21 protein-coding genes, 1 tRNA gene and 1 pseudogene are annotated in these 23053 nt (G+C 40.0%); 13 read left to right on the plus strand and 10 right to left on the minus strand.

Features of this window, described 5'->3' with window-relative positions:
• Positions 1–81: 81 nt before the first annotated feature.
• Together CC92_RS0107620 and CC92_RS0107625 are read left to right on the plus strand one after the other, a co-directional pair.
• A complete protein-coding gene (locus CC92_RS0107620) occupies positions 82–474 on the plus strand; it encodes a hypothetical protein (RefSeq protein ID WP_029503504.1) in 393 nt (130 codons plus the stop codon).
• Between the two features lie 31 nt (positions 475–505).
• A complete protein-coding gene (locus CC92_RS0107625; RefSeq protein WP_029503503.1) occupies positions 506–985 on the plus strand; it encodes a tyrosine-type recombinase/integrase in 480 nt (159 codons plus the stop codon).
• A 112-nt stretch (positions 986–1097) separates the two neighbouring features.
• Here CC92_RS0107625 and CC92_RS0107630 read toward each other — a convergent pair.
• The 7 genes from CC92_RS0107630 to CC92_RS0107660 all read right to left on the minus strand — a co-directional run bounded on the left by CC92_RS0107630 (position 1098) and on the right by CC92_RS0107660 (position 10417).
• Positions 1098–1169 (minus strand) — tRNA-Gly (locus CC92_RS0107630).
• A gap of 116 nt (positions 1170–1285) precedes the next feature.
• Positions 1286–2065, minus strand: coding sequence for a nitroreductase family protein (locus CC92_RS0107635; protein ID WP_029503502.1), 780 nt, complete (start codon positions 2063–2065; stop codon positions 1286–1288).
• Positions 2066–2091: 26 nt separating this feature from the next.
• Positions 2092–2970: an AraC family transcriptional regulator gene (locus tag CC92_RS0107640; RefSeq protein ID WP_029503501.1), complete on the minus strand. Its 879-nt coding sequence runs from the start codon at positions 2968–2970 to the stop codon at positions 2092–2094.
• An 18-nt stretch (positions 2971–2988) separates the two neighbouring features.
• Complete coding sequence (locus CC92_RS0107645; protein WP_081841888.1) at positions 2989–4707, minus strand: AI-2E family transporter; 1719 nt, start codon at positions 4705–4707, stop codon at positions 2989–2991.
• Positions 4708–4718: 11 nt separating this feature from the next.
• Positions 4719–7232 (minus strand): homocysteine S-methyltransferase family protein, encoded by a 2514-nt coding sequence (locus tag CC92_RS0107650; protein ID WP_029503498.1) that lies wholly within the window; start codon positions 7230–7232, stop codon positions 4719–4721.
• Positions 7233–7463: 231 nt separating this feature from the next.
• Complete coding sequence (locus CC92_RS0107655) at positions 7464–8564, minus strand: metallophosphoesterase (RefSeq protein WP_031420286.1); 1101 nt, start codon at positions 8562–8564, stop codon at positions 7464–7466.
• 14 nt (positions 8565–8578) lie between these two features.
• Complete coding sequence (locus tag CC92_RS0107660; protein WP_029503495.1) at positions 8579–10417, minus strand: bifunctional homocysteine S-methyltransferase/methylenetetrahydrofolate reductase; 1839 nt, start codon at positions 10415–10417, stop codon at positions 8579–8581.
• 436 nt (positions 10418–10853) lie between these two features.
• Between CC92_RS0107660 and CC92_RS0107665 the strand changes: the two genes are divergently transcribed.
• The 11 genes and pseudogenes from CC92_RS0107665 (at position 10854) to CC92_RS0107710 (ending at position 20023) form a co-directional block, all read left to right on the plus strand.
• Positions 10854–11546: an iron-sulfur cluster assembly scaffold protein gene (locus tag CC92_RS0107665; protein WP_029503494.1), complete on the plus strand. Its 693-nt coding sequence runs from the start codon at positions 10854–10856 to the stop codon at positions 11544–11546.
• Positions 11547–11565: 19 nt separating this feature from the next.
• Positions 11566–12576: a GGGtGRT protein gene (locus tag CC92_RS0107670; RefSeq protein ID WP_029503492.1), complete on the plus strand. Its 1011-nt coding sequence runs from the start codon at positions 11566–11568 to the stop codon at positions 12574–12576.
• Positions 12577–12933: 357 nt separating this feature from the next.
• Positions 12934–13134, plus strand: coding sequence for a cold-shock protein (locus CC92_RS0107675; protein WP_029503491.1), 201 nt, complete (start codon positions 12934–12936; stop codon positions 13132–13134).
• A 271-nt stretch (positions 13135–13405) separates the two neighbouring features.
• Entirely contained in the window at positions 13406–13717 is a 312-nt protein-coding gene (locus tag CC92_RS0107680; protein ID WP_029503490.1) for a collagen-like protein, read from the plus strand.
• 245 nt (positions 13718–13962) lie between these two features.
• Positions 13963–14355 (plus strand): hypothetical protein, encoded by a 393-nt coding sequence (locus tag CC92_RS23315; protein WP_330372739.1) that lies wholly within the window; start codon positions 13963–13965, stop codon positions 14353–14355.
• Positions 14356–14712: 357 nt separating this feature from the next.
• Entirely contained in the window at positions 14713–15480 is a 768-nt protein-coding gene (locus CC92_RS23320) for a ParB/RepB/Spo0J family partition protein (protein ID WP_420323175.1), read from the plus strand.
• A 303-nt stretch (positions 15481–15783) separates the two neighbouring features.
• Entirely contained in the window at positions 15784–16137 is a 354-nt protein-coding gene (locus tag CC92_RS0107690; RefSeq protein ID WP_029503489.1) for a hypothetical protein, read from the plus strand.
• Positions 16130–16833: pseudogene (locus CC92_RS23485) on the plus strand (antirestriction protein ArdA). The gene CC92_RS0107690 and the pseudogene CC92_RS23485 overlap by 8 nt, the downstream one beginning before the upstream one ends.
• 48 nt (positions 16834–16881) lie before the next feature.
• Positions 16882–17679, plus strand: a complete 798-nt coding sequence (locus CC92_RS0107700) for a DUF6674 family protein (protein WP_029503488.1) — start codon at positions 16882–16884, stop codon at positions 17677–17679.
• A gap of 48 nt (positions 17680–17727) precedes the next feature.
• Positions 17728–18201 (plus strand): PcfB family protein, encoded by a 474-nt coding sequence (locus CC92_RS0107705; protein ID WP_029503487.1) that lies wholly within the window; start codon positions 17728–17730, stop codon positions 18199–18201.
• Positions 18191–20023, plus strand: a complete 1833-nt coding sequence (locus CC92_RS0107710; protein WP_029503486.1) for a VirD4-like conjugal transfer protein, CD1115 family — start codon at positions 18191–18193, stop codon at positions 20021–20023. Before CC92_RS0107705 ends, CC92_RS0107710 begins: the two co-directional genes overlap by 11 nt.
• A 61-nt stretch (positions 20024–20084) precedes the next feature.
• Here CC92_RS0107710 and CC92_RS0107715 read toward each other — a convergent pair whose 3' ends face one another.
• From CC92_RS0107715 to CC92_RS0107725, 3 genes are all read right to left on the minus strand, one after another.
• Positions 20085–21209 (minus strand): toll/interleukin-1 receptor domain-containing protein, encoded by a 1125-nt coding sequence (locus CC92_RS0107715; RefSeq protein WP_051650778.1) that lies wholly within the window; start codon positions 21207–21209, stop codon positions 20085–20087.
• 303 nt (positions 21210–21512) lie between these two features.
• On the minus strand, positions 21513–22037 hold the full coding sequence (locus tag CC92_RS0107720; protein ID WP_031420290.1) for a TIR domain-containing protein: 525 nt from the start codon (positions 22035–22037) through the stop codon (positions 21513–21515).
• On the minus strand, positions 22034–22840 hold the full coding sequence (locus CC92_RS0107725) for a macro domain-containing protein (RefSeq protein ID WP_051650777.1): 807 nt from the start codon (positions 22838–22840) through the stop codon (positions 22034–22036). Before CC92_RS0107725 ends, CC92_RS0107720 begins: the two co-directional genes overlap by 4 nt.
• Positions 22841–23053 lie beyond the last annotated feature (213 nt).

Consider the following 23053-nt stretch of genomic DNA (forward strand, 5'->3'; position numbering starts at 1 on the left):
ACACGATGTAAGTAAACAGAGTGGGTTGTGCTTCGCTTTAACTGTAACTATTAACTTTATCTCATTCAAGGAGAAATTATTATGTCCCACAAAAACAAGGTATCCCTTGTGGACCAAGTAAAACTTGCCTTAGATGAGAAGCTAGCGATTGGGCAATCCAAATATCTTGACAAGTCACTAAATCAGACCAGCGATAAAATCTATAGCTGGGAAACCTACCACAACTATTTAAAACACAACTGCTACTTCGCTTTATGGTGCAAGGAAAATTATAAGTGTAAAACGTTAGAACAGTGTCGATCTCATGCGAATGAATGGATTTCCTCTCGTTCTCATCTTTCTGCTTATACGATCAAGCTAGTGGCAGCTGCACTTGCCAAACTCTTTAGTATACCGATCCATATGCTGTTCACTATTATTCAAGATTGGACTTCGAATAGGGGAAGTTGTTGCTCTAAAATGATGCGACATTAATTTTGAGACAAGAAAGGTTCACATCCATCGTATGGAAACCTGGCTTGAAAATGCTACTGGAGAATTACGTCTAGTCGTTGTTCCATATACGAAGAAAAAGAGTCCTCATGGTGACCGATTTTTACCGCTTAGCCCCTATGAAATCAATATCTTCTTAAAAATCAAAGAAATCAATGAATTAATTGAATTTTACGATGGTGATTATGTGTTCTGCAATAGCGAAGGCCGCACTAAAATCAGAGAAATTGATTACTGTATCCGTACCCTATGTCAGAATGCAGTGATTCCTGAAAAGTCAGCACATGACATCCGAAGAACAGTTGCTTCTGAGATGTACAATGTCGGTCATGTTAAAATTGAAGTTATTTGTGATTACTTAGGACACGCTGATGTTAAAACTACCTGGGGTTACATTTTGAATACTCACGATGAGGAAGAAACCAGAGACATGATTATCAATGCCTTAAAAGGATTAAACGGACTCAGTATTTCAAATCAAAGCAAGATTTAAAACTCGGCTTGAGCATACGTTAAAAAGTTACGGACTCAAGCGGACTCAAATCCGTAGAAATGAAAAAACCCTCGAAACCATATAAATACTGGATTTCTAGGGAAATAAGTTAAGCACGAGACGGGATTCGAACCCGCGACCCTCGCCTTGGCAAGGCGATACTCCACCACTGAGCCACTCGTGCATTTTATATATCTTGTCTTTTTGCTATCTCGTGAAGACAAGATATATAATAACCCATATTGTTTGTTTTGTCAACACAATTCGAATAATTTTTACAGATTTTTTTCGTTTCTATGATCAAAATACCTTTTCCTTTAACATAACAGTGGTAATGTATTCTGTATTCTTTAACTCCTTATTTGAGAAAACTTCAGATTTCGTAAGTATTGCATCCATCCATAATTCATCCGCTGCCTGAACTATATTAGCTAATGCTATTCCCATGTCAATTAACTTCATATCGCTAACCACAGATGTAAAAAACCTAGCTTTTTTACAAAATACATGAATACGGTTACGATATACTACAAAACGCCAAGGCTGATTATTCATGGAGGATGGAGAAAGTATAGCTGCTTGCATAATAACTTTCATATTTTCACTAACTTCTTCCTTATATACAATTAAGCTGTCTTCCGACAGACGCTTTGCCTTCTCTGGAGAGCGGTACATCGATTTGTCACTTTTACCAAATGCAATTGCTATTACATAATCATACTTTAACTTAGACTTTAACTCTGAATTTGGTTTAATACCTCCCTGATAACAGGTTGCAATTCCTCTTGCTGTCAGATAAAGCATCAACTGATGCATTAGAAAACCTGCATTGATTAGATAATCCTGTTTTAATTCTGAGGAGATAAGCAGGTAATAAGGTGCTTTTACATGAAATAAGCCCTTTAATTTTTCATTTTCCTTCGTATTGTCAACAATTATTATGTCATATTCAATGTTACTCTTATATGGCTTTAACTGCTCTATATACGATGTTATATGACTAAGCAGTTTCTCCTCTAGTGCCTCCATATTATAATTTCTCACTGATTTTCTGACAAACATTGCTTCATACAGATTCATGGTACTACCTCTGCCTTTCCGATATGCTATTGTAATTCCGTCGTATGCTGCGCGGTTAGGGACTTTCGATAATTCTGGGGTGAAATACCGAAATATTTTTTAAATAACTTACTGAAATGATATACATCATCATAACCAATATCATTTGCAATATTTTTAATACTTCCGCCTTCTCGTTCTGATAAGATTTCCTTCGCCTTCTCTAATCTGATCTTGATTAGATAGTTGATTGGTGACTCTCCAGTTTCCTCTTTGAATATCTTTGAGATATAAACGGGACTTAAGTACATGTTATGCGCAATTTGATCAAGGGATATTTTATGTTCGTAATTCTCCATCAGGTAATTAATAATCCGTTTGACAGCATAGCTTTTGCTATAAGTCTCAAAATTACATCCCTTCTGGGTTACCTTTGGTGCTTCAATCACTTCTCGCATCAGAAGCATTAGCATCTGAATAAGTTGTGCTTTTAACATAAAGTACTTTCCAACCTGACCTGCTTCGTTCTCCGCCAACATATCATAACAAAGTCTGGAAATTTCACGCTTTGCTTCTGAACTTAAGTGAACGACATGGCCTTGGTTACTTAACTGAATCGTATTTTCCGGCATATTCTTAAATTGAAAATCTGTAAATCCGGTACAAAATTCAACCAACGGTTCTTCACCATCCAATAACATGTTCTGATGGAATACACCCGGATTACATACAATCATATCACCAGCTTTTACATCATAATATATGTCATCGATACGATATTTACTCGTACCGGATAAAATATATGTTAATTCTGTAAAATCCTGATGTGCATGGTATGCTGTCCGTTTGGTCACACGCATCTTACTAGCAAAAAAAACCGTTGGATTAAAATCACTGTAAGTTAAATCATAATCACCATTGCCCACATTACCACCCCTTATCGATTACTTTTCATCCTTTGAAATTCGCTCTAATTGTCCATAATTTTTTTTCTCCATAGCCCCAGTTTCTTTTGGGTTTGGTAACTCCTTAGTTAAACTTTCTGCATTGCTATGGTTCTTACTTTTGACTAAATTTTTCATCATCCCCTGCGATGCCTTATGAACCTCTTTTGTATTTCCTTCCTTAAGTTCATAAAAGGATTCTTTCTTTGGATTTAGCTTCGTTCCTAATGATTCCTTCTCTAAAACCGCTCGCTTTCCCTCTTGTAAGGGCTCATCCTTCATTGCTTCTTTTATTATTTCATTACTATTTTTTTTTACTTCCTTATTTATTTCTTTTGTTACTTCCCTATCAATTTCTTTTGTTACTTCCTTGGTTTTATTTATTTTCACTTCATTTATTATTTCTTTTGCTACTTCTTTTTTAGCATTACTCTTATTATTACCTTCTGGAACCTGCTCCTTTTTTATCCTTCGATATCTTCTTGCAATTCTTTTTTCTTCTTCTTCCTCTAACGTTTTGCTTATTGGTATAGGTGAACTATCCGAGGAATATGCATACTTCTCTTCCGGTATTCGCCTTATGAATAATCGTACCTTTACATTTTCACGTAACAAAGTATAGAAAACTGACATTAACGGGATAAAAATTAACATTCCCATGACACCCATCAAACTACCACCAACAGTCACAGCAAACAATACCCAGATCGATGGAAGTCCAACTGATCCTCCAACAACATGAGGATAAATTAAATTCCCCTCAATTTGCTGTAATACATTAAAGATGATAATAAACCAAAACGCCTGAACAGGGTCTACCATTAAGATCAAAAATGTCCCTATAATAGAACCGATAAACGCTCCAAAAATAGGAATCAGTGCTGTGAATGCAATTAATACACCAATTAAAAGAGCATATGGAAAACGTAAAATACTCAAAGTAAAATAGAACATAGAACCTAATATTACAGCTTCAATGCACTGACCAGACAAGAAATTCGAAAACGTTCGATGCGTTAACTGTAATACCATAATAACTCTTTCTGCTCTTTTATGAGGAAGAAAACTATAGCAAAGCTTCTTACCTTGTTCCGAGAGTTTTTCTTTGTTCGCCAAAATATATACTGCAAATACAAATCCTATAAAAAAGGTGGTTACACCGCTTATAATATTTTTTATTATACTGAAAGCAGAACCTACAATTCCATCAAATAGCCCTTTTGATATGTTGATTAATGTAGTACTTATTTTAGCCCAATCAATCGAAAATTTTTCTAATATGCTATCAACATCTGGGAATTTCACAATCAGTTCTTCTGCCATTCCTTCTACCCACTTTTGCACTTCAGGTATGGATTCATTTACAGAATTAGCCAGATCCCCAACGGTTTTAGCAACCTCTGGAATAATTAAAAATGTCACTGTAAACAAAATGCTTACTACTAAAATAATACTTAATAAAATACTTACTGGCCTTCTTATTTTATTAACGAACTTATTTTTTGTCTTACCTTTCCGAAATAATTTGTCTTCAAATAAACATAAAGGAACATTTAATATAAAAGCGATACATCCACCTAAGATGAATGGGGAAAGAATACTAATAACACTACCAAAAGTATTCATTACCACATCAAAATGCTGTATCCCAACAAATAATAAAACGGTAAAGGTAATTATTAATAATATTTTTCTTACATTGTTTCGATTCAGTTCCATGTACCCTCCCGTTACATTTCTAATAATCTTTTTACTAAGGTGACCGCTTCCTGTGCATCTTTCGAATAACCATCGGCACCAATTTCGTCACAATAATCTTGTGTGATTACCGCACCTCCGATGATTACCTTTGCTTTTAAAGAAGCCTCATTTCTTAAAGTTACAACTTTTTTCATCTCAAGCATCGTTGTTGTCATTAGTGCAGAAAGAGCTATAATATCTGCCTCAACTTCTTTGGCAGTTTTTATGATTTTTTCTGATGATACATCTTTACCAAGGTCAATTACAGTGAATCCATAATTCTTTAGCATTAATGCAACAAGATTTTTTCCAATGTCATGAATGTCTCCAGCAACCGTTGCGATTATAATAGTACCTGACTTTTCCTGTGAAGAATCCTTCTTTAACATAGGCTCCAAGTAATCGATGGCTGTCTTCATGGCCTCTGCTGATGCAATCAGTTGTGGCAAATAGTACTTTCCATTGTCAAAATATTGTCCTACTTGATTTATGGCAGGAATTAACATTGTGTCAAGTATTTCGGCTGCTTGGGTTTTATTATTAACCTCCTCTTCGACAAGAGATAAAATTTTTCTTTTATTACCTTTTATAACCGCTTCATAGATTGGAGAGTTTATGGATGAAGTTAAATTCTCATTGGAATTATCACTTGAATTTGAACTTAAACTAGTTACATTATCAACCTCTTTACTGACTTTCTGCGCTACTTTTTTGGCTGTAGTGTCTGTTATTACCATAGGATGTGCAGTTACTCGTTCTATATAACGAAGATCCGCCCCCTCTTTGTTACGAAGTAGGTCTGCCGAATAAGCAGTATTCATAAGAAGGTCTTGACTTGGATTTGCAATCGCCATCGTTAAACCCGCTTGAATTGCAAAGGATAAAAACGTAGCATTGACAAACTGACGCTCTGGCAATCCAAAAGAAATATTAGACAACCCAACAACAGTAGCAAGTGACAATTCCTCTTTACAATAACGGATTGTTTCCATTGTCTGTATGGCTGCTTCTTTATTTGCTCCAATCGTATTGACTAGCCCATCCACCACAATATCCTCATCCTCTAGCCCAATTTCTTTCGCTGCAGACACGATTGTGTTGATGATTTGCTTCTTTTCCCCTAAATCTTTTGGTAGTCCAGCATCAGATAATGGTAGCAAAATGAACATCGCACCATATTTTTTTGCAATCGGCAGAAGTTTTTCAAATTTTTCTTTTTCTAATGAAATAGAATTTATAAGCGCACGACCCGGATATCTTCGAAGAGCAGCTTCTATAACAGAAACATGACTAGAATCAATACTAAGAGGTAGATTGGTTACTTGGAGAACTTCCTCTATTACCTTAAGCATCATCTCTTTTTCATCGATACCATTCATACCCATATTAATATCTAAGATATCTGCGCCAAGTTCCTCCTGCTGGGCCGCCATCTCGCTAACTAGATCTAAAACCCCTTCCTTAAGTTGAGCTTGAAGTGCTTTTTTCCCTGTTGGATTTATTCGTTCTCCAACAACTAAAAAACGATCCTCCAGAGTAAATTCCATTGACCTTCGTTCTGTGGTTAAAACTCGTAGAGGTTTTTTATGAATCACTGGAACCCTATAAGACATTGCTAATTCGTTTAATAACTTAATATGCTTCGGTGTCGTTCCACAACATCCTCCAAGAATAGATACCCCAAGTTCTAAGAAAATCTTACAGCTTTCTGCAAATTCCTCTGCCCCCATGGTAAATACGGTCTTATCTTCCACAAGTTTTGGAAGTCCAGCATTTGGTTTTGCTATGAGTGCAACATTGGCAACTGGAAGCATCTGCTTGATTACTTCACTCATCTTCTCTGGCCCACTAGAACAATTTACACCAATCGCATCTGCTCCTAAGCTTTGAAGCACGATCATTACGGTCTTAGGATCTGTTCCATATAGGGTTCGGTTATCCTCACCAAAGGTTAATGTTACCATGACTGGTAACTCGCAAACTTCCTTGGCTGCTATCAATGCTGCTCGACATTCCTGTAGACTTAACATCGTCTCTATCACAAGCAAATCTACTCCTGCTGCAACAAGATACCCAATCTGTTCTTTATAGATATCGATGAGTTCTTCGAAATCCATCTTTCCAAGTGGAGAAAGTTGCTCTCCTGTCATTGTGATATCTCCTGCAATCATAACGGAACGTTTTTCCCCAGTCTCCTCACGATATCGCGAAATTGCTTCCTTTGATAAAGCCACTAACGAATGATTTATTTCTTCTATTCTATGCTCTAAATCATATTCTGCGAGTTTGATACGGTTACTAGTAAACGTTGGTGCATATAAAATATCCGTACCTGCAACGAGATACTCTTTCTGTAAGGTGATCAATACCTCTTTGTTGTCTAAAATCCAAGTTTCCGGACATACACCAGAAGGCATACCAGAGTTCTGCAAATTGCTTCCCGTTGCTCCATCAAGAATTACGATTTTTTGTTCTATCAGCGCTTTGAATTCATTTTTAGTCATGTATCTCAACCTTTCTATACACAGTGTAACCACTCAATTCCCCATCTGACATTTTGACTTTGTTAGAGCTTGTTATATCAGTCAAGCTTTGATCGCTTTGTTCTACTATTAAGCATTCCCATAACCTTCTAAAGGCAGTCCAGTCAAAGCGGATATTTGCAATCCTCTTACGCTATTTGTTACTAACCTCATAGCCACTGCGTGGCATTTATCTAGTATAGCTACTCCCTCTTACTCCTCGCCTTCGGGTAAGAACTCTAGCATCCCATAATACCAACCAATCACACCATTTTTCTTAACCAGATAACCACGACTTGTTACTTCGCTAACAGAAACAATATCACCATAGGTAAGAGGAATCTGATAATCAGAGATATCTTCCGTATGCCATCCATCTCGATCCTCGCATAGATAAGAATTAGGAATCCACATTTTATTACCAGAGGAAATGTGTTCACAGTACGTAAAATCTTTCTCGGTACGTAACAACTCCACAAGGCTGTCTGTCCAAGGAATGCAAAAGGATTTTTCGCCAGCTTCTTGTGTATTTAATACTTTCGCCTTTCTTAGCTGATCTACGTATGTAAAAGTCACTTCATTCTCGAATAGATCTGGTATTATCAACGCATTTAACTGCCCATCACGCTTTAGTACATTTCCGCCGTCAATACTAATAATCTTATTTTCTTTATCGATTCTTGGATTGCAATCAGGAATCTCTTTGCAATAAAGAGACGTAGGCCAATGACCAACCACATGATATTTTTCAAAATGATAACCTTGATTCATAAAATCGTCAGCTTTCATCGCTTGGGAGGGTTTCATCTCTTCCATACGACCAGGATAAACTGCAGCATGGGCAAATACATATTGTCCTATTTCTATAATGTGAGGTAATTCACAAATAAAACTTAATTCCTCCTTATATCTCTCTCGTAATTCCTTTTTTACCTTTCCCATATCGGTATCTCGATTTAACTTGGCACCTGCTGCACGACACATTTCTCCGACTAAGGTTTGCTTTCGTAGTAAAATATATTTTAATAAGTCTTCATTTCTGGTATCCTTAAGTACTTCCATGGCAATCGCATCGCAGTTGCCACAAACAGCATATACATTATGTGTCTTCTTAAGTTCCATCACATAATGAAGCATATCTAAACTACTTTCCCCTTTTTCTACTATATCACCGAGTAGAATAAGGATATCCTGTTCAGAAAAGTCTACCTTCTTTAATAACTCAATAAAAGCCTTTAAATTTGCATGGATATCGCTGATTACAATTGCACGTTGGCCCTTTTTTCCATTAGGCCGTTCCACTCTTACCGCCATCTTGCAACACCTCGCTATCTGTGTGGTTTTTCTATTTTAATTTTATCCATCAAACTTACTCTGTTAAACGGTAGCATAAAGTAAAATCCATCTGCTATCTCCCAAAGTTTCTCTATTAATTCGTTGGCCAAATTTGCAGCCACGAGTTCTGCTTCTTCCCTTGACATGTCCTTATGGTAGCGATTTACCACCTCATCTGGAACCTCAATTCCGGCGAACTCATTCTTAATAAAACAAGCATTCGTATAACTTACCAATGGCATGATTCCACAAAGTATTTTAGCACCAGTTTTCTCTTTTAAAAGCTGTATACGCTCAATCCCTTCGTCACTATAAATAGGTTGTGTCAAAAAGTAGGAGGCACCAGCTGCCATCTTTTTTTCCATACGCTCAATAATCTTATCTACATTCACTCCATTTGGATTTAACGCACCGCCATATACAAAAGGATCCTGTGAAAAATGTTCCGTATTCATCTCTTTCACAAATTCCATTAGACGTATGGAATTGTAATCAAATACTCCAGAAGATAAGGTACGTCCATCCCTTGGTACAGGATCACCAGTAACTAATAACAAATTGCGAATTCCATTGATATAAGCACCTAATATGGCTGACCGCATCGCTATCATGTTTTTATCTCGGCAGCAAAGATGAGGCATAACCCTCATATGAGTCTGGCTATTTAACTTAATACTCATTAGAATCGAGTCGATTCTACTTCTACCAGACGGTGAATCTGCCAAGGTTATTACATCAATGTGTCTTAGTTGTGATAGCTTTTTTGCACATTCTAAGATTTTAGTATCTTCTGCATCAAAGGGTGGATCTAATTCTACTGCAATTACTTTCCTTCCTTCTTTTAAAAGTTCAGTTATTTTTTTAGTTGATATACTAATTTCACTAAGGTTCCTTATATTGTCTTTCGGCATTTGGCTGGAATCTAAGTTGTATAATGTTTGCTTTGGATTTTCTTCTAATACAACCGGTGGATAATTATCGATAAGTTTTGCTATCCCTCTAATATAAGAAGGTGTAGTTCCACAACAAGCCCCTACAATGGAAACTCCAGAATCTAGTACCTTTTTCATATTGCCAGTAAAGAAACTTGCATTATCAAGATAGATTAATCGATTCTGCATCTGCTCTGGGTATCCCGCATTCGGAGAAATCATTAGATACTTATTCCGTGGGAGTTGGAAATTACGAATTAACTTAACCATATGACCAGAGCTAATTCCACAGTTAAATCCGACTGCATCGATTTCTTTTCGTGCAGCTGCCCTTGCTAATAGTTTATCTGCACGAATCCCATTGCTGGTGTAACCACTTTTATTAAGACAAAACTGCGTAATAACAAAGGTTGTAGGACTTTTTTCCTTTATATATCTACTTAATTCACCAAAGTATCGATCATCTGAAAATGTTTCAAAAAGTATAGCATCCAAATCTTGTGATAAAAAGACATCAATAATTTCTTTATATTGAGCTATGATATCTAATTCTTCATCTCTGGCAAATTCTGGTATTGGACCAATATCTCCTGCAAGAAACGCATCACAATTACTTTCTATTCTTGCTTCTTTCGCAATTTCGCACCCTCTTTTTAGTAAGTATACCAGTTCCTCTTTCGTAATCTTTAATGCAGGCCGATTTGCCATAAAGGTGTTAGTTCTTATTAATTTTGCACCTGCTTTTAAATATTCTATATGAATTTGTCTGATAATCTCTGGTTCCTCTATTAATGCATTCTCACAAACAGCATAATCATCATTACGAATTTTCGCATAATAAGTCCCCATTGCACCATCTGTAACTAATCTATGTTTTTGTAAATACTCTTGAATTCTCATATAAACTATGTTTCTCCCCACATATTTTCCTTATCCTTAATCATAGCAATATTTGAGCTAAATGAAAAGAAGAATTCAATAAAACTTTAAAAACTTTTTAGAAAAAAAGTCTAGACTATTTGGACGTTTTATGAGAGAATATGGAGAAAGCAAAAACGGTCCTTGATTGATTGATATGTTTTGTTAAATTAATAACAGACATTACCATTTAATCAATGCCACATAAATAGGAACTTAATCTTATGGCTTTCTTTGAAAGACACAGTGGATTTTTGTTCTATTTTTTTGATGCTTAAGCGAGAGGCAAGGTTTCATAGTATCGTTTAACCTGCGCTTTGAAAAGGTAGAATAGAAGTCAGCAATAAGTTGTCTACAAAAAAGTACTATAATACTTTTTTGTCATGAATATAATGATATGATTGAAAGGAGTCTCAACATGATTTATTCACATGAAGTAGAAAAAATGTGTCCTGTAGCACAGGGTGTTCACCATGGTGCTGCACCAATCCCTGAAGAAGCAAAATGGGTTCAGAGCAAACAAGTAAGCGATATCTCCGGTTTAACACACGGTGTAGGCTGGTGTGCACCACAGCAAGGTGCTTGTAAATTAACCCTTAATGTAAAAGAAGGTATTATTCAGGAAGCATTAGTAGAGACTATTGGTTGCTCCGGTATGACTCATTCCGCTGCTATGGCAACAGAGATTCTTCCTGGACTTACTGTATTAGAAGCTTTAAACACAGATTTGGTTTGTGATGCTATCAATACTGCTATGAGAGAGTTATTCCTTCAGATTGCTTATGGTAGAACTCAGAGTGCTTTCTCTGAAGATGGTCTTCCAATCGGTGCTGGTCTTGAAGATTTAGGAAAAGGGTTAAGAAGCCAAGTTGGTACTATGTATGGTACTTTAAAGAAAGGTCCTCGTTACCTTGAGATGGCAGAAGGTTATGTAACTGGTATTGCTTTAGATGAAGAAAATCAGATTATTGGTTACCAGTTCGTAAGTCTTGGTAAGATGACAGACTTCATTAAAAAAGGTGATGATCCTAACACAGCATACGAAAAAGCAAAAGGTCAATACGGCCGTGTTGAAGATGCAGTGAAGATTATCGACCCAAGAGTAGAATAGAAAAGGAGGATACATAGCGATGGCTTTATTTGAATCATATGAAAGAAGAATAGATAAAATTAATGCTGTACTAAGCAGCTATGGAATTGCTTCCATTGAAGAAGCTGAAAAGATTACAAAAGATGCCGGCCTTGATGTTTACAATCAGGTAAAAGGTATCCAACCAATTTGTTTTGAGAATGCTTGCTGGGCTTACATTGTAGGCGCTGCAATTGCTATTAAAAAAGATTGTAGAAAAGCTGCTGACGCTGCTGCTGCAATTGGTGAAGGTCTTCAGGCTTTCTGTATCCCAGGTTCTGTTGCTGACCAGCGTAAGGTTGGTATTGGCCATGGTAACCTTGGTAAGATGTTACTTGAAGAGTCTACAGAATGTTTCGCATTCTTAGCAGGTCACGAGTCCTTCGCTGCTGCTGAAGGTGCTATCGGTATCGCTATGAGCGCAAATAAGGTTCGTAAGAATCCACTTCGTGTTATCCTTAATGGTCTTGGAAAAGACGCCGCTCAGATCATCTCCCGTATCAACGGTTTTACATTCGTTGAAACTCAGATGGATTACTATACAGGCGAAGTAAAAGAGTTATTCCGTAAATCCTACTCCAAGGGACCTCGTGCTGCCGTTAACTGCTACGGTGCTAACGATGTTACTGAAGGTGTAGCAATTATGCACAAAGAAGGTGTTGACGTTTCCATCACTGGTAACTCAACTAACCCTACTCGTTTCCAGCATCCAGTTGCAGGTACTTACAAGAAAGAATGTCTTGAACAAGGCAAGAAGTACTTCTCCGTAGCTTCCGGTGGTGGTACTGGTAGAACACTCCATCCAGATAACATGGCTGCTGGTCCTGCTTCTTATGGTATGACAGATACTATGGGTAGAATGCATAGCGATGCTCAGTTCGCTGGTTCTTCTTCCGTACCTGCTCACGTAGAGATGATGGGTCTTATCGGTATGGGTAACAACCCAATGGTTGGTGCTACTGTAGCTGTTGCTGTTGCTATTCAGGAAAGCGCTGACGCTAAGAAATTCTAAGATTGGCATGAAGTTAAATCAAAAGCGTTCTATAGAATAAGTGTTTCTTGAATACGAAATAAAATAATGTCTACATTTTGCCCACCAAATTGTTTGGTGGGCAAATATTTTTATTAAACTCATAGCCATAGAATCGCTCTTCAATATAAATACTTTATTTTAGAAGATATAAAAACTTTTTTTAATAATGCATTAATTTAGCTTGACTTATGATTTGTATTGTGATACGATAAATGAGTATTTTAAATAAAGTTTTGATTTCACATATTTTTGTAAGTCATTATTGTATTGATGATTTACAAAAATATGTGATTTTTTATTTAAAGGAAATATAATATAATTTAGGAGGTATCTTTCATGAAAAAAGGTACAGTAAAATGGTTTAACTCACAAAAAGGATTTGGTTTTATTTCTGACGAAGAAGGCAATGATGTATTCGTACATTTTTCCGGCCTTGCTATGGATGGATTTAAGACATTAGAAGATGGACAGGCTGTAACATTTGAAGTAACAAATGGTGCTCGTGGATTACAAGCAGTTAATGTTTGTATTGCGTAACTAATATCACCTCAAAGACCACTTATGAAGTGGTCTTTTTTTTATTTCATACTAATTCTTCATTTTTCGTAAAGCGACAAGATTTTAATTATGATTTTCTTTCTTTTTTTAGTTTTAGTGACGTAAAATGACACTCTTTAGTATTTCTTAGAATATAGTATATTAGCTGTAGTATCTATCCGTTTAAAAATTTGCTTATCATTTATTACCCCAATATCACCACAAAATATATATGATATGTACTATAGTAATATAGAAAAGAGGTGCCATCATGCAACGAATAAACCCTTACGAATCAATCTATAACGATGAACAAGATTTCTCACGCGAAATCCCATACTCTAGACATCATTCTGAGTGTGGTAGGACTCAAGTCTCACATTCTTGCAATCCATGTTTCCCTTGCTGCCCAGCATGTATTATAGGACCTACCGGTCCTACTGGCCCTAGAGGTGCTACCGGTCCTACTGGGCCTAGAGGTGCTACCGGTGCTACAGGTCCTACTGGTCCTAGAGGTGCTACTGGTCCTACCGGTCCTTCTGGTGCTGCTGGTGCTACCGGTCCTACAGACCCCGTGATTTAAGGAAAACTGCAAAAACCCTTATTCTATGCGGGATAAGGAGATATCAAAATAAAATATGAGCTATCACATTACACAGGATACCGCCCAATTGGACAAGATGGGCGGTATTTTTGTATCTGGATAGCAGAACTTCGGGTCAAGTTGGCCCGAAGTCGAAAGGAGGGATTGCGAATATCCCGTTGGGGCTTGACCTAAAAATCAAGCCCCTTTTTTCATGCCATAAAACAGACAAGGAGAAAAAACGCATGGTAAAAAATGAGCCAAACAAACCGGAGGGAGTAAAAACCGCTCCCGCACAGGAAGCAACAACAGAAGAAAAAAGCACTCCCAAACCCATGCCGGAGATTAGCGGCGAAGCTCCTGCCCCGGAAAAGACTGCCGAAGAAACAGCGGCACTTCTCCATGAGAACGGAGTCGCCCTGCATGAATCTGATAAGGACAAGCCGGAAGTACCTACCCCCATTGACATTCCCGCCCCCGGTGATGTAGTGGTTTCCTTTGACAAAATCAATGAGATTGTTTCCGGGAAACAGGCGGCGGTAAAGGAAGCGGAGCAGACCTCCCCCGGAAAAAAGGACGTGGAAAAATCAGCACATACCGAAAAAAGGGCAGAGCCAGAGAAACCTGGTATGGATTAGGGAAAGGAAAACGAGCCGAAAACGGCTGACAGCAAGCCCAAATCCCGCTCACAAAAAACCACTGAAAAAGCGGACAAAAAGCCTACTCGCCCTGCCAAACAGGAAAAAGCCCCAAAGGCTATAAAATCGGAAAAGTCGGATAAACCGAAACAAGCCGCAGAAATTGGCGGCGGGGCTTCTGATTCCCCGCAAGCTACGGAACAGGCACAGCAGGAAACGCCGCCCCCTGCCCCGGAACTGCCACCCGAACCGAGGGAAGCACCCCGCCCCGGGGAACAGGAACAAATTGTTTACCTCAATCTTTCCGAGCTTTTCGCTTTCAAAGACCACCCGTTTCAAGTCCGCAATGATGAAGAAATGACGGCTATGGTGGAAAGCGTTAAGGATAAGGGAGTTACCCAGCCTGCCATTGTGCGTCCCCGCGAAGATGGAGGGTACGAAATCGTATCGGGCCATCGCCGCCAGAAAGCCAGCGAATTAGCCGGATTTGCGGATATGCCTTGTATTATCCGCAACATGACAGACGAGCAGGCTATCACGCAGATGGTAGAGGACAATACCAACCAGCGTGAAAATATCCTGCCCAGCGAACGAGCCAAAGCTCTGCAAATGCAGTTGGAAGCCATTAAAAAGCAGGGCGCACGAACCGGCAACGGACAGCGTTCCAATGAGGTAGTAGCCGAGCGCAACAAAATGACGGTGAAGCAGGTTCAGCGGTATATCAAGCTCAATGAGCTGGTTCCCGACCTCATAAAAATGGTGGACGAAAAGAAAATCGCGTTCACTCCCGCCGTTGAGCTTGCGTTCATTGCACCCAAAAGTCAACGGTATATTGCTATCGCTATTGAGGGTCAGCAGTCGGCTCCCTCACTGTCACAGGCACAGCGTATGCGTGACCTTGACCAAAAGAAGCTCTTAAACCCCGATGTGATTGACGGAATTATGTTAGAAGAAAAAAAGGAGGCAGACAAAGTGATTATTTCAAGTCAGGAACTTTCCCAGTATTTCGGCAAGGAGAAAACACCCCGAGAAATGAAGGATACCATTATGAAGCTGCTTGAGGAAAACAAGGCAAAGCTAAAAGAGGTTTCGGTTCCCCAAAAGAAAGCCGAACAGGAAAAATAAGCACTTCGGGTCAGGTTGGCCCGAAGTCGTTGTATGCGGGGCTTTGCCCCGCGCCCCAAAGCTCTAAGGATATGAATATATTCCCCGTCGCCGCTTGTTGGGTAGCATAATCCGGAAAATCCGTCAAGAGTGCGGAGCACCGCCAACGGCGGCTATGCTCTTGATGGATTTCTTCCGGTTATGCTTTAAGGCAGTCAAGCGACGGGGATATAGATTCCTTTGAGCCGCTCCCTTTCCAAGCGTGGAAAGGGCAGGGGGATAGGTTGACACATTCAGCGCAACAAGAACGGAGGTGCTTTTATAATGAAACGACCTTTAGCATACATTACTGCCGCGTGGTGCGGCAATCACGATACGGACACCAAACAGGCGGCGCAATATTGCCGGGCAGTCTATGAAGCCGGGTTTTCCCCGATTTGCCCGCCCCTGTATCTTCCGCTTTTTCTCAATGACGCAATCCAGGAGGAACATAAAAGCGGCATTGATATGAGCCGGGATCTTCTGCGCCGCTCGCATGTGCTTGTCGTATGCGGAAGCGATATTGACGAGGACGTAAAGAACGACATTGCCGTTGCCGGGCGGCTGAACATCACGGCAACCACGCTGGACGGAATTCTGACCGTAAAAACACAGGGACAGGAAAAAGACCATGCTTGAAGCCTTTGTTACCAATCTTGGACGGTATAACGAGGGCTATTTGGACGGGAAGCCTTTAAAGCTTCCCGCCACCACCGAGGAAGTACAGGCTCTTTTGAAGCATATCCATGTGGACGGTGTGCGGTATGAGAAAATTTTCATTACCAATTATGAAACCGACATTTCCGACCTGCGTGACTGCTTGGGAGAATATGAAAGCATTGACGAGTTGAATTATTTGGCTTCCCTGCTGGAGGATTTGGAAGAATGGGAAGTCGAAAAGTTTGCCGCCGCCGTGGACTTCGGAGAATATAACAGCGTACCCGCCCTAATTAACCTCACGCAAAATCTGGATTGTTTTGAATTTACGCCGGAATTGAGAATGAGGAAGATTTGGGCCGCTTCTATATTGAAGAAATGTGTACGCTGAAAATCCCAGAGCATTTGGAGAATTACATTGATTATGAAGCCTACGGGCGGGACATGAGCTTGGACGAGGACGGACGCTTTGCCGATGGCGGCTATGTGGTGCGGACAGGCGACAGCTTTACCGAGCATTATAGCGACAGGAGCGATATACCGGACGAATACCGTATTTTTGCTTATCCCGAACCGGAAAAATCCATTAAGAAAACACTGGAAAGCTATGGGAAGATGATAGGCGAAACCGTCCACGCCACCCATGAGCGTCCCCATCATGCCAATGTAGAACGATAACCAGCTTCGGGCCAACTTGTCCCGAAGTGCGAAAGGAGGTTAAAACCTATGGCAAAAACGAAAACCACCCCCGAACCGATTTTAGAAAATGAGCATGTGAAAGAGCTTTTGGCGATACTGCGGGATAACAATTCTCCGTCCACAAAGGATTTTCTTGCGGTTCTGAATCAGGTCGGCGCAATGGAAAAACAGCTCGACGCCGCTGTAAAAGAGCTTGCCGCTATGCGGCAGGAATTAAAAATGGCGCAGGAACAGAATCACCCGGTTAAGACCGCTTTGCAAAAAGCGGTCATTGTTATGCAGGGGCAGATATTGGACTTGCGGGATAAATTAGCGGAACTAAAGCAAAACGTCATAGACGGTTGCAGGAACGCCGTTGCCGCTTTTAAAGAAACTGGCATTTCTGCTCTGGATAACGTAGCTCGCTTCTTCAAGGTACGCCCCATCTTAGAAGCCATGCGGGATATGCTCACGGAGAATATTCAGTATGATGATAAGGCTATTGCCAAAATTGAAGCCATCAGCACCGAATACCATCAGGCTGGGCGGCACTTAAAAAATATGGGCCGTACCATGCTTGGCAGAGAAGCGGCACTGGAAGTCAAACAGCCCGGTAAGCTGGCGGCGGTCATATCCGCCCCATTCCGTGCGGAGCGTTCCCATTTTTCCAGTATAAAAAGCCATGTAGAAAAATCTTTGAATACGTTGGCACGGTTGGAGGAACGGGCGACAGAGAAAAAGCCCTCTATTCGGGAAGCTCTTGCAACCCACAATGAAAAAATCGCACAGGCACAAAAGGACGCTCTCGCCACAGAACGCCCCCACCCTGCCAATGTGGAGCGTTAGTCAACTTCGAGCCAACTTGACCCGAAGTCTGGAAAGGAGGTTGATTTTTTGCAGGAAGATATTGAACGCCGGACGGTTGCCCTATCCGTCAATGCCACAAAGCTGACGGGCCGGACGCTGGCAAAGGTGCTGGCGGCAGCACTCCGGCAGATACAAAAGGGTCATCAGAAACGGCAGACCCCGCAGGGCAGGCAAAGCGTAAAAAAACTGATGAACCACGGTGTTTCGACCAACAGCCTTGATTTATCCGGGGATACGAAGCTCTTTGACCGTGTAGCCCGGAAATACAATGTAGATTATGCGTTTCACAAAACCGGGCCAGACAAATATTTGTTATTCTTCAAGGCCGGTCAGGCTGACACAATTACCGCTTGTTTTGGCGAATACACAAAGTTAGTGCTGAAGCGGGGCAAGAGCCGCCGCCCCTCTATTCTGAAACAACTGAAAAACTTTGCTGACAGGGAGCGTACCAAACCGCGCCAAAAGGAACGAAAACGGGAGGTGACACGGAATGAACGATAAAATCCGTAAATATGTGATTCCCAATGTTCCCTATCTGTTCGTGCTGTGGTTCTTTCTAAAGCTCGGCACAGCCTACCGCCTTGCGGCAGGTGCAGACTTCGGAAATAAGCTGGTTGGCATGATAAAAACCATAAGCCCGGCGTTTGCTTCCTTTGTGCCGGGCTTTGTGCTGTCCGATTGGCTCATTGGCCTTGCCGGGGCAGTCCTGCTCCGGCTGGTGGTATGGCATAAGGTAAAAAACGCAAAAAAGTTTCGCAGGGATGTGGAATATGGCTCCGCCCGGTGGGGAACGGCAAGGGACATCAAGCCCTTTATCGACCCCAAATTCAGCAACAACGTAATTCTTACAGGAACAGAGCTTCTTACCATGAACACCCGACCCGCCAATCCCGCCAACGCCCGAAACCTTAACTGCTGTATCATTGGTTCGTCCGGTTCGGGGAAAACAAGATTTTGGCTGACCCCACAGCTTTTGCAGGCTCATTCGTCCTATGTGGTGGTTGACCCAAAGGGCGGTATTTTAGAACAAGTCGGCTCTTTTCTGAAAAAGCAGGGCTACAAAATCAAGGTATTCAACAGCATAGATTTTTCAAAATCCATGCACTATAACCCGCTGGCTTACTTAAAAACGGAAAGCGATATTTTGAAGTTTGTAAATGCTCTGATTGAGAATACAAAGGGCGACGGAAAGGAAGGCGACCCGTTCTGGACGAAAGCGGAAACGCTTTTGTACTGCGCTTTAATCGGTTATATCGTCTTTGAGGGGCCGGAGGAAGAAAGGCATATCAATACCCTTGTGGATATGCTGAACAGCATGGAAACACGGGAAGATGATGAAAATTTTAAAAACGCCGTGGATTATATGTTCCTTGGCTTGGAAAAGCGCAATCCTAACCATTTTGCGGTGCGTCAGTATAAGAAATTTAAGCTCGCCAGCGGGAAAACCTCCAAAAGTATTCTAATTTCCTGCGGAGCCAGACTTGCCCCATTTGATATTGGACAGCTCCGGGAGATTATGAGCTATGATGAAATGGAGCTTGACCGCATGGGCGACAATAAAACCGCTACCTTTTTTATTATCAGCGACACTAACACGACTTACAACTTTATTGTTGCCCTTGCCTTTTCGCAGATGTTCAATCTTTTGTGCGAACGGGCTGACAGCAAATACGGCGGCAGGCTCCCCCATCATGTAAGGGTATTATGGGACGAAGCCGCCAATACGGGACAGGTTCCGCAACTGGAAAAACTGGTTGCCGTTATCCGTTCCCGCGAAATCTCCCTGTGCCTGTTTTTACAGGCGCAAAGCCAACTAAAAGCCTTATACAAAGACCACGCGGAAACCATCATGGGAAATATGGACAGCGTGATTTTTCTTGGTGGGCGGGAACATTCCACCATCAAGGAGCTTTCGGAGGTTTTGGGGAAAGAAACTATTTCCATGCAGACGGAAAGCCGGACACGGGGCCAGTCGGAAAGCTACGGGCAGAATATGCAGCGGCTCGGAAAGGAGCTTATGACAATGGACGAATTGACCACTATGCCGGGTAACAAGTGCATTTTACAGCTTCGCGGCCTGCGTCCATTCCTATCTCCGAAATATGATTTAAAACAGCACCCCAATTACAGGTATACCGCCGAAGCCGACAAGCGCAACGCTTTTGACGCTTCAAAGCTGGTAAACCGCCGCATGAAAAAGCTCAACCCCAATGAGCAGTACACCGTTTTTAAAGTAAGTGCCGATGAGGAAACCGCCGCCATAGACGAGAACGAGGACATTCTCAACTATGATGATGTGGACGACCCGGAAGCATTTGCATAAAACTAAACCTCGGGTCAACTTGGCCCGAGGTGAGTTAGCTGTTATCTTGAAAAAATGCACCTTAATCTTGAACCGATTCCTCAGCCTTTCGTAGAACCACAGAACAGGGGTCTTGGTCCTGAATACTGACTCCTGTTTTGAATGAAACATTTCTCATTTTTACCGCTTGATTCATGTCAATAATGAGATTACTTTCTTCAATTGGTTTTTTTAAGTCTTTTATACCGACAGGCATTAAAAAGAATCCTGTTCCTTTATTGGTGAGTTGCTGAAAAAAATCTCTATTTTTCGATCCACTTATTTCGTCCATCCATTGATAACGGCTCACAGTTGCAAGTAATAGTTCCTCTGGTGGTATTCCAGACTTTATCGCTCGTTCAATAGACGCATCCGTATTTGGTCCGACGTGTATGAAATATCCCTTCCCGAAATTACGATCCTTATCAGAATACACCCAAGAATTTTTGGGGAATGGAGGTATCACAAAATCCACTTTAATAAAAGCATCTACATATTCACCCTTTGAATCTTCTTTCCAATCCTTAAAAATTGATAATGCTGATTCATAATTATGATAAAGCAAACCTAATACGGGAGGATAGCCAGGAGAAAATAGGTACAGTGTGCCCCGCCATTGTGCTGCGTTCCACTTATCCAAGTCAATTGGTGTTGAGAAGAACATTGTTTTCTGCTCTTTTTCTGGCAATGGCCGCAATTTTCCCAGCGGAGGTCTTTGCGTCTTAGCTAGTCCTCGCAATCTCCAATATAATTTATCAAATCCTTCTTGTGAACCAATGTTGTAAAACGTAAAAGGTTTTAATGGCGTCAAAATGTATTGTTCATCATCTGTATCGAAATAGATCGGAATAAATTTAGTGTTTTGGGATGTAGCGTCATAAATATGTTGATAGACGATATTTACTTCCCATGAAATTCCCTTACCCTTTTTAATATCTGAATAACATTTTTGATAATAAGACTTGCTACTTACTATCAAAACAAAATCTGCATTGTTTATCTGGTTTTCCATCCAACGAGGCCAACCTTCAGCAGGGGATTCCTCATACAAGTCTACATTTGCATCAATTCCCTCTGAGCGCAACCGATTGGAAAAATCTAAAACTTTTTTTTCATACTTTGCATCTTGATGACTATATGAAATAAACACTTTTGGGTGTTCTGACATTGTGAAGCCCTCCTCCTTATTATTCTGGACGTGCATTAAAGCTATAAGCGTATCAACTTGTCTAAGAACCACTTGCAAAGTACATATAATTTAATTAATTATATACCAAGATTCCCCACAAAACAACGAGAAAAGAGGTGTTTTTAATGGTTCGTGCTCCCCCCTATACCTTTCTAAAACTGAGTATAGAACTTCGGGCCAAATTGGCCCGAAGTAGAAATCGCTTGCCGAATAATTTATCGAGCAATCATAACATAATGGGAAAACATTATTCGTTTTATCTTTTTTAAATTTGGTTAATGTTTACACACCTATTGCAGTTGCAATTTTATTGTAATCCCACACCCATTGATTCCCACTCCAGCTCCACATTTCTTTGTGTGTTCCTTTCCATTTAACAACATCCGGGCATTTTTCCTTATCAATAGAGCCAGAATTGTAAAGGACAACAATTTGTAGGCCGTCACGAACAGCTTTTTCACATTCAAAATCTATATAGCTGCGATAATCAGCGGAGCGTCCTCTAACACAATAATGGTTATAACTATTTAAGCTTCCACAATATTGGCAACTACCACTACGAACCGTCTTTGTGCTATTACCTACAATAAGGATAAACTTATGTGATTCATCAAGCCGAGAACTTAAAGAAGCTTTAATGCTACAATTTAAGCTACTATCCCTTGCCTGTACTAAATCATGAGCATCTTTAAACGACATGGATTTTCGGTAATCATTATTCCATTTTTGAATAATCTGTACTGCGCTACTATCACCGTCCCAATCAGCGGCGATATATGTACAAGGTCTTAAATATGAATTAATCATAGCGTATTAAATCCTTTCAAATTATAAAAATTTATTTCATTTATTCTATCGTAAATCACAATAGTAATGGGTGCTTTTAGCTGAATATTACTTGTTTTTAGAGTGCAAAGCATACACCTTAATAATTCAAATGGAGAGGGCTTTTCGGATACGCCATCAAAGCGAATTATACCGTCTCCCAAAATTGGTAAATAAATTGGCTTCCCTGAATAAATTCGACCTATTTCTTGCCACATTTTTCGCAAAGTGCTTTCATATTTTGTGTTGTCAGTATGCGCTTCATTATCACTATTTAACCTCGTCAAAGCTAATAGAATATAGTCATTGTATGTTTTTACACAGCCAAGCGAAATATCACGACTATCCTTTGAAATAGCAGTTTTAAATGCTTCAATTTCGCCATTTTGTTTAAGCTGCTTGATAAGCTGTCCATGAAGAGATGAATGTGAAATTATCATGTCATCTTCTGATGTACTGAAATTATCATCAACGCCAATTACTTTCCATCCCTTTTCTTTAAAAATATCACCTTGTCGAACCGTAACATTAATTCCTCTAATTTTCAGAGTGACGTTATCTTTTATGTTCCACCATTGCCAAACAACAGCAGCTAAATACGAAAATATAAGAGATGCAATCGTTGCCAAAAGAATTATCCAGACATTATCTGAAATTTCTGAAAAAGAGACTCCCAACACCCCTAATATGGCCGAGACAACACCAAAAATTGCGAATCCAATTGCAACACTATCCTTCCAAAGCCTTTTACTTTTAAATTGGTAAAATATGTTTTGCTTTTCCATTTACAAACTGTCCCTACCTTTCAAATCCACTGTCTTTCGCTCTGTATAATCCACATTGGTCTTTATATTCAAAATACTATACATTTAATAATCACTTGTTAAAATCAAGTGGTTATTTTCATTATATACCAAAATTACCCACAAAACAACGAGAAAAGAGGTGATTTTCATGGTTCGTGCTCCCCCAACCTTGCTCAACTAAATATAGAACTT

Source organism: Lachnoclostridium phytofermentans (assembly GCF_000733755.1).
GTDB lineage: Bacteria > Bacillota > Clostridia > Lachnospirales > Lachnospiraceae > Lachnoclostridium > Lachnoclostridium phytofermentans_A.

Coding starts and splice junctions, on each gene's coding strand:
- CC92_RS0107670 (WP_029503492.1), top strand. CDS start 11,566: ATGGCTTTATTTGAATCATATGAAAGAAGAATAGATAAAATTAATGCT.
- CC92_RS0107715 (WP_051650778.1), bottom strand. CDS start 21,209: ATGTCAGAACACCCAAAAGTGTTTATTTCATATAGTCATCAAGATGCA.
- CC92_RS0107650 (WP_029503498.1), bottom strand. CDS start 7,232: ATGACTAAAAATGAATTCAAAGCGCTGATAGAACAAAAAATCGTAATT.
- CC92_RS23315 (WP_330372739.1), top strand. CDS start 13,963: ATGGTAAAAAATGAGCCAAACAAACCGGAGGGAGTAAAAACCGCTCCC.
- CC92_RS0107690 (WP_029503489.1), top strand. CDS start 15,784: ATGAAACGACCTTTAGCATACATTACTGCCGCGTGGTGCGGCAATCAC.
- CC92_RS0107655 (WP_031420286.1), bottom strand. CDS start 8,564: ATGGCGGTAAGAGTGGAACGGCCTAATGGAAAAAAGGGCCAACGTGCA.
- CC92_RS0107700 (WP_029503488.1), top strand. CDS start 16,882: ATGGCAAAAACGAAAACCACCCCCGAACCGATTTTAGAAAATGAGCAT.
- CC92_RS0107635 (WP_029503502.1), bottom strand. CDS start 2,065: ATGAATCTGTATGAAGCAATGTTTGTCAGAAAATCAGTGAGAAATTAT.
- CC92_RS0107665 (WP_029503494.1), top strand. CDS start 10,854: ATGATTTATTCACATGAAGTAGAAAAAATGTGTCCTGTAGCACAGGGT.
- CC92_RS0107680 (WP_029503490.1), top strand. CDS start 13,406: ATGCAACGAATAAACCCTTACGAATCAATCTATAACGATGAACAAGAT.
- CC92_RS0107720 (WP_031420290.1), bottom strand. CDS start 22,037: ATGATTAATTCATATTTAAGACCTTGTACATATATCGCCGCTGATTGG.
- CC92_RS23320 (WP_420323175.1), top strand. CDS start 14,713: ATGACGGCTATGGTGGAAAGCGTTAAGGATAAGGGAGTTACCCAGCCT.
- CC92_RS0107645 (WP_081841888.1), bottom strand. CDS start 4,707: ATGGAACTGAATCGAAACAATGTAAGAAAAATATTATTAATAATTACC.
- CC92_RS0107675 (WP_029503491.1), top strand. CDS start 12,934: ATGAAAAAAGGTACAGTAAAATGGTTTAACTCACAAAAAGGATTTGGT.
- CC92_RS0107660 (WP_029503495.1), bottom strand. CDS start 10,417: ATGAGAATTCAAGAGTATTTACAAAAACATAGATTAGTTACAGATGGT.
- CC92_RS0107725 (WP_051650777.1), bottom strand. CDS start 22,840: ATGGAAAAGCAAAACATATTTTACCAATTTAAAAGTAAAAGGCTTTGG.
- CC92_RS0107710 (WP_029503486.1), top strand. CDS start 18,191: ATGAACGATAAAATCCGTAAATATGTGATTCCCAATGTTCCCTATCTG.
- CC92_RS0107620 (WP_029503504.1), top strand. CDS start 82: ATGTCCCACAAAAACAAGGTATCCCTTGTGGACCAAGTAAAACTTGCC.
- CC92_RS0107625 (WP_029503503.1), top strand. CDS start 506: ATGGAAACCTGGCTTGAAAATGCTACTGGAGAATTACGTCTAGTCGTT.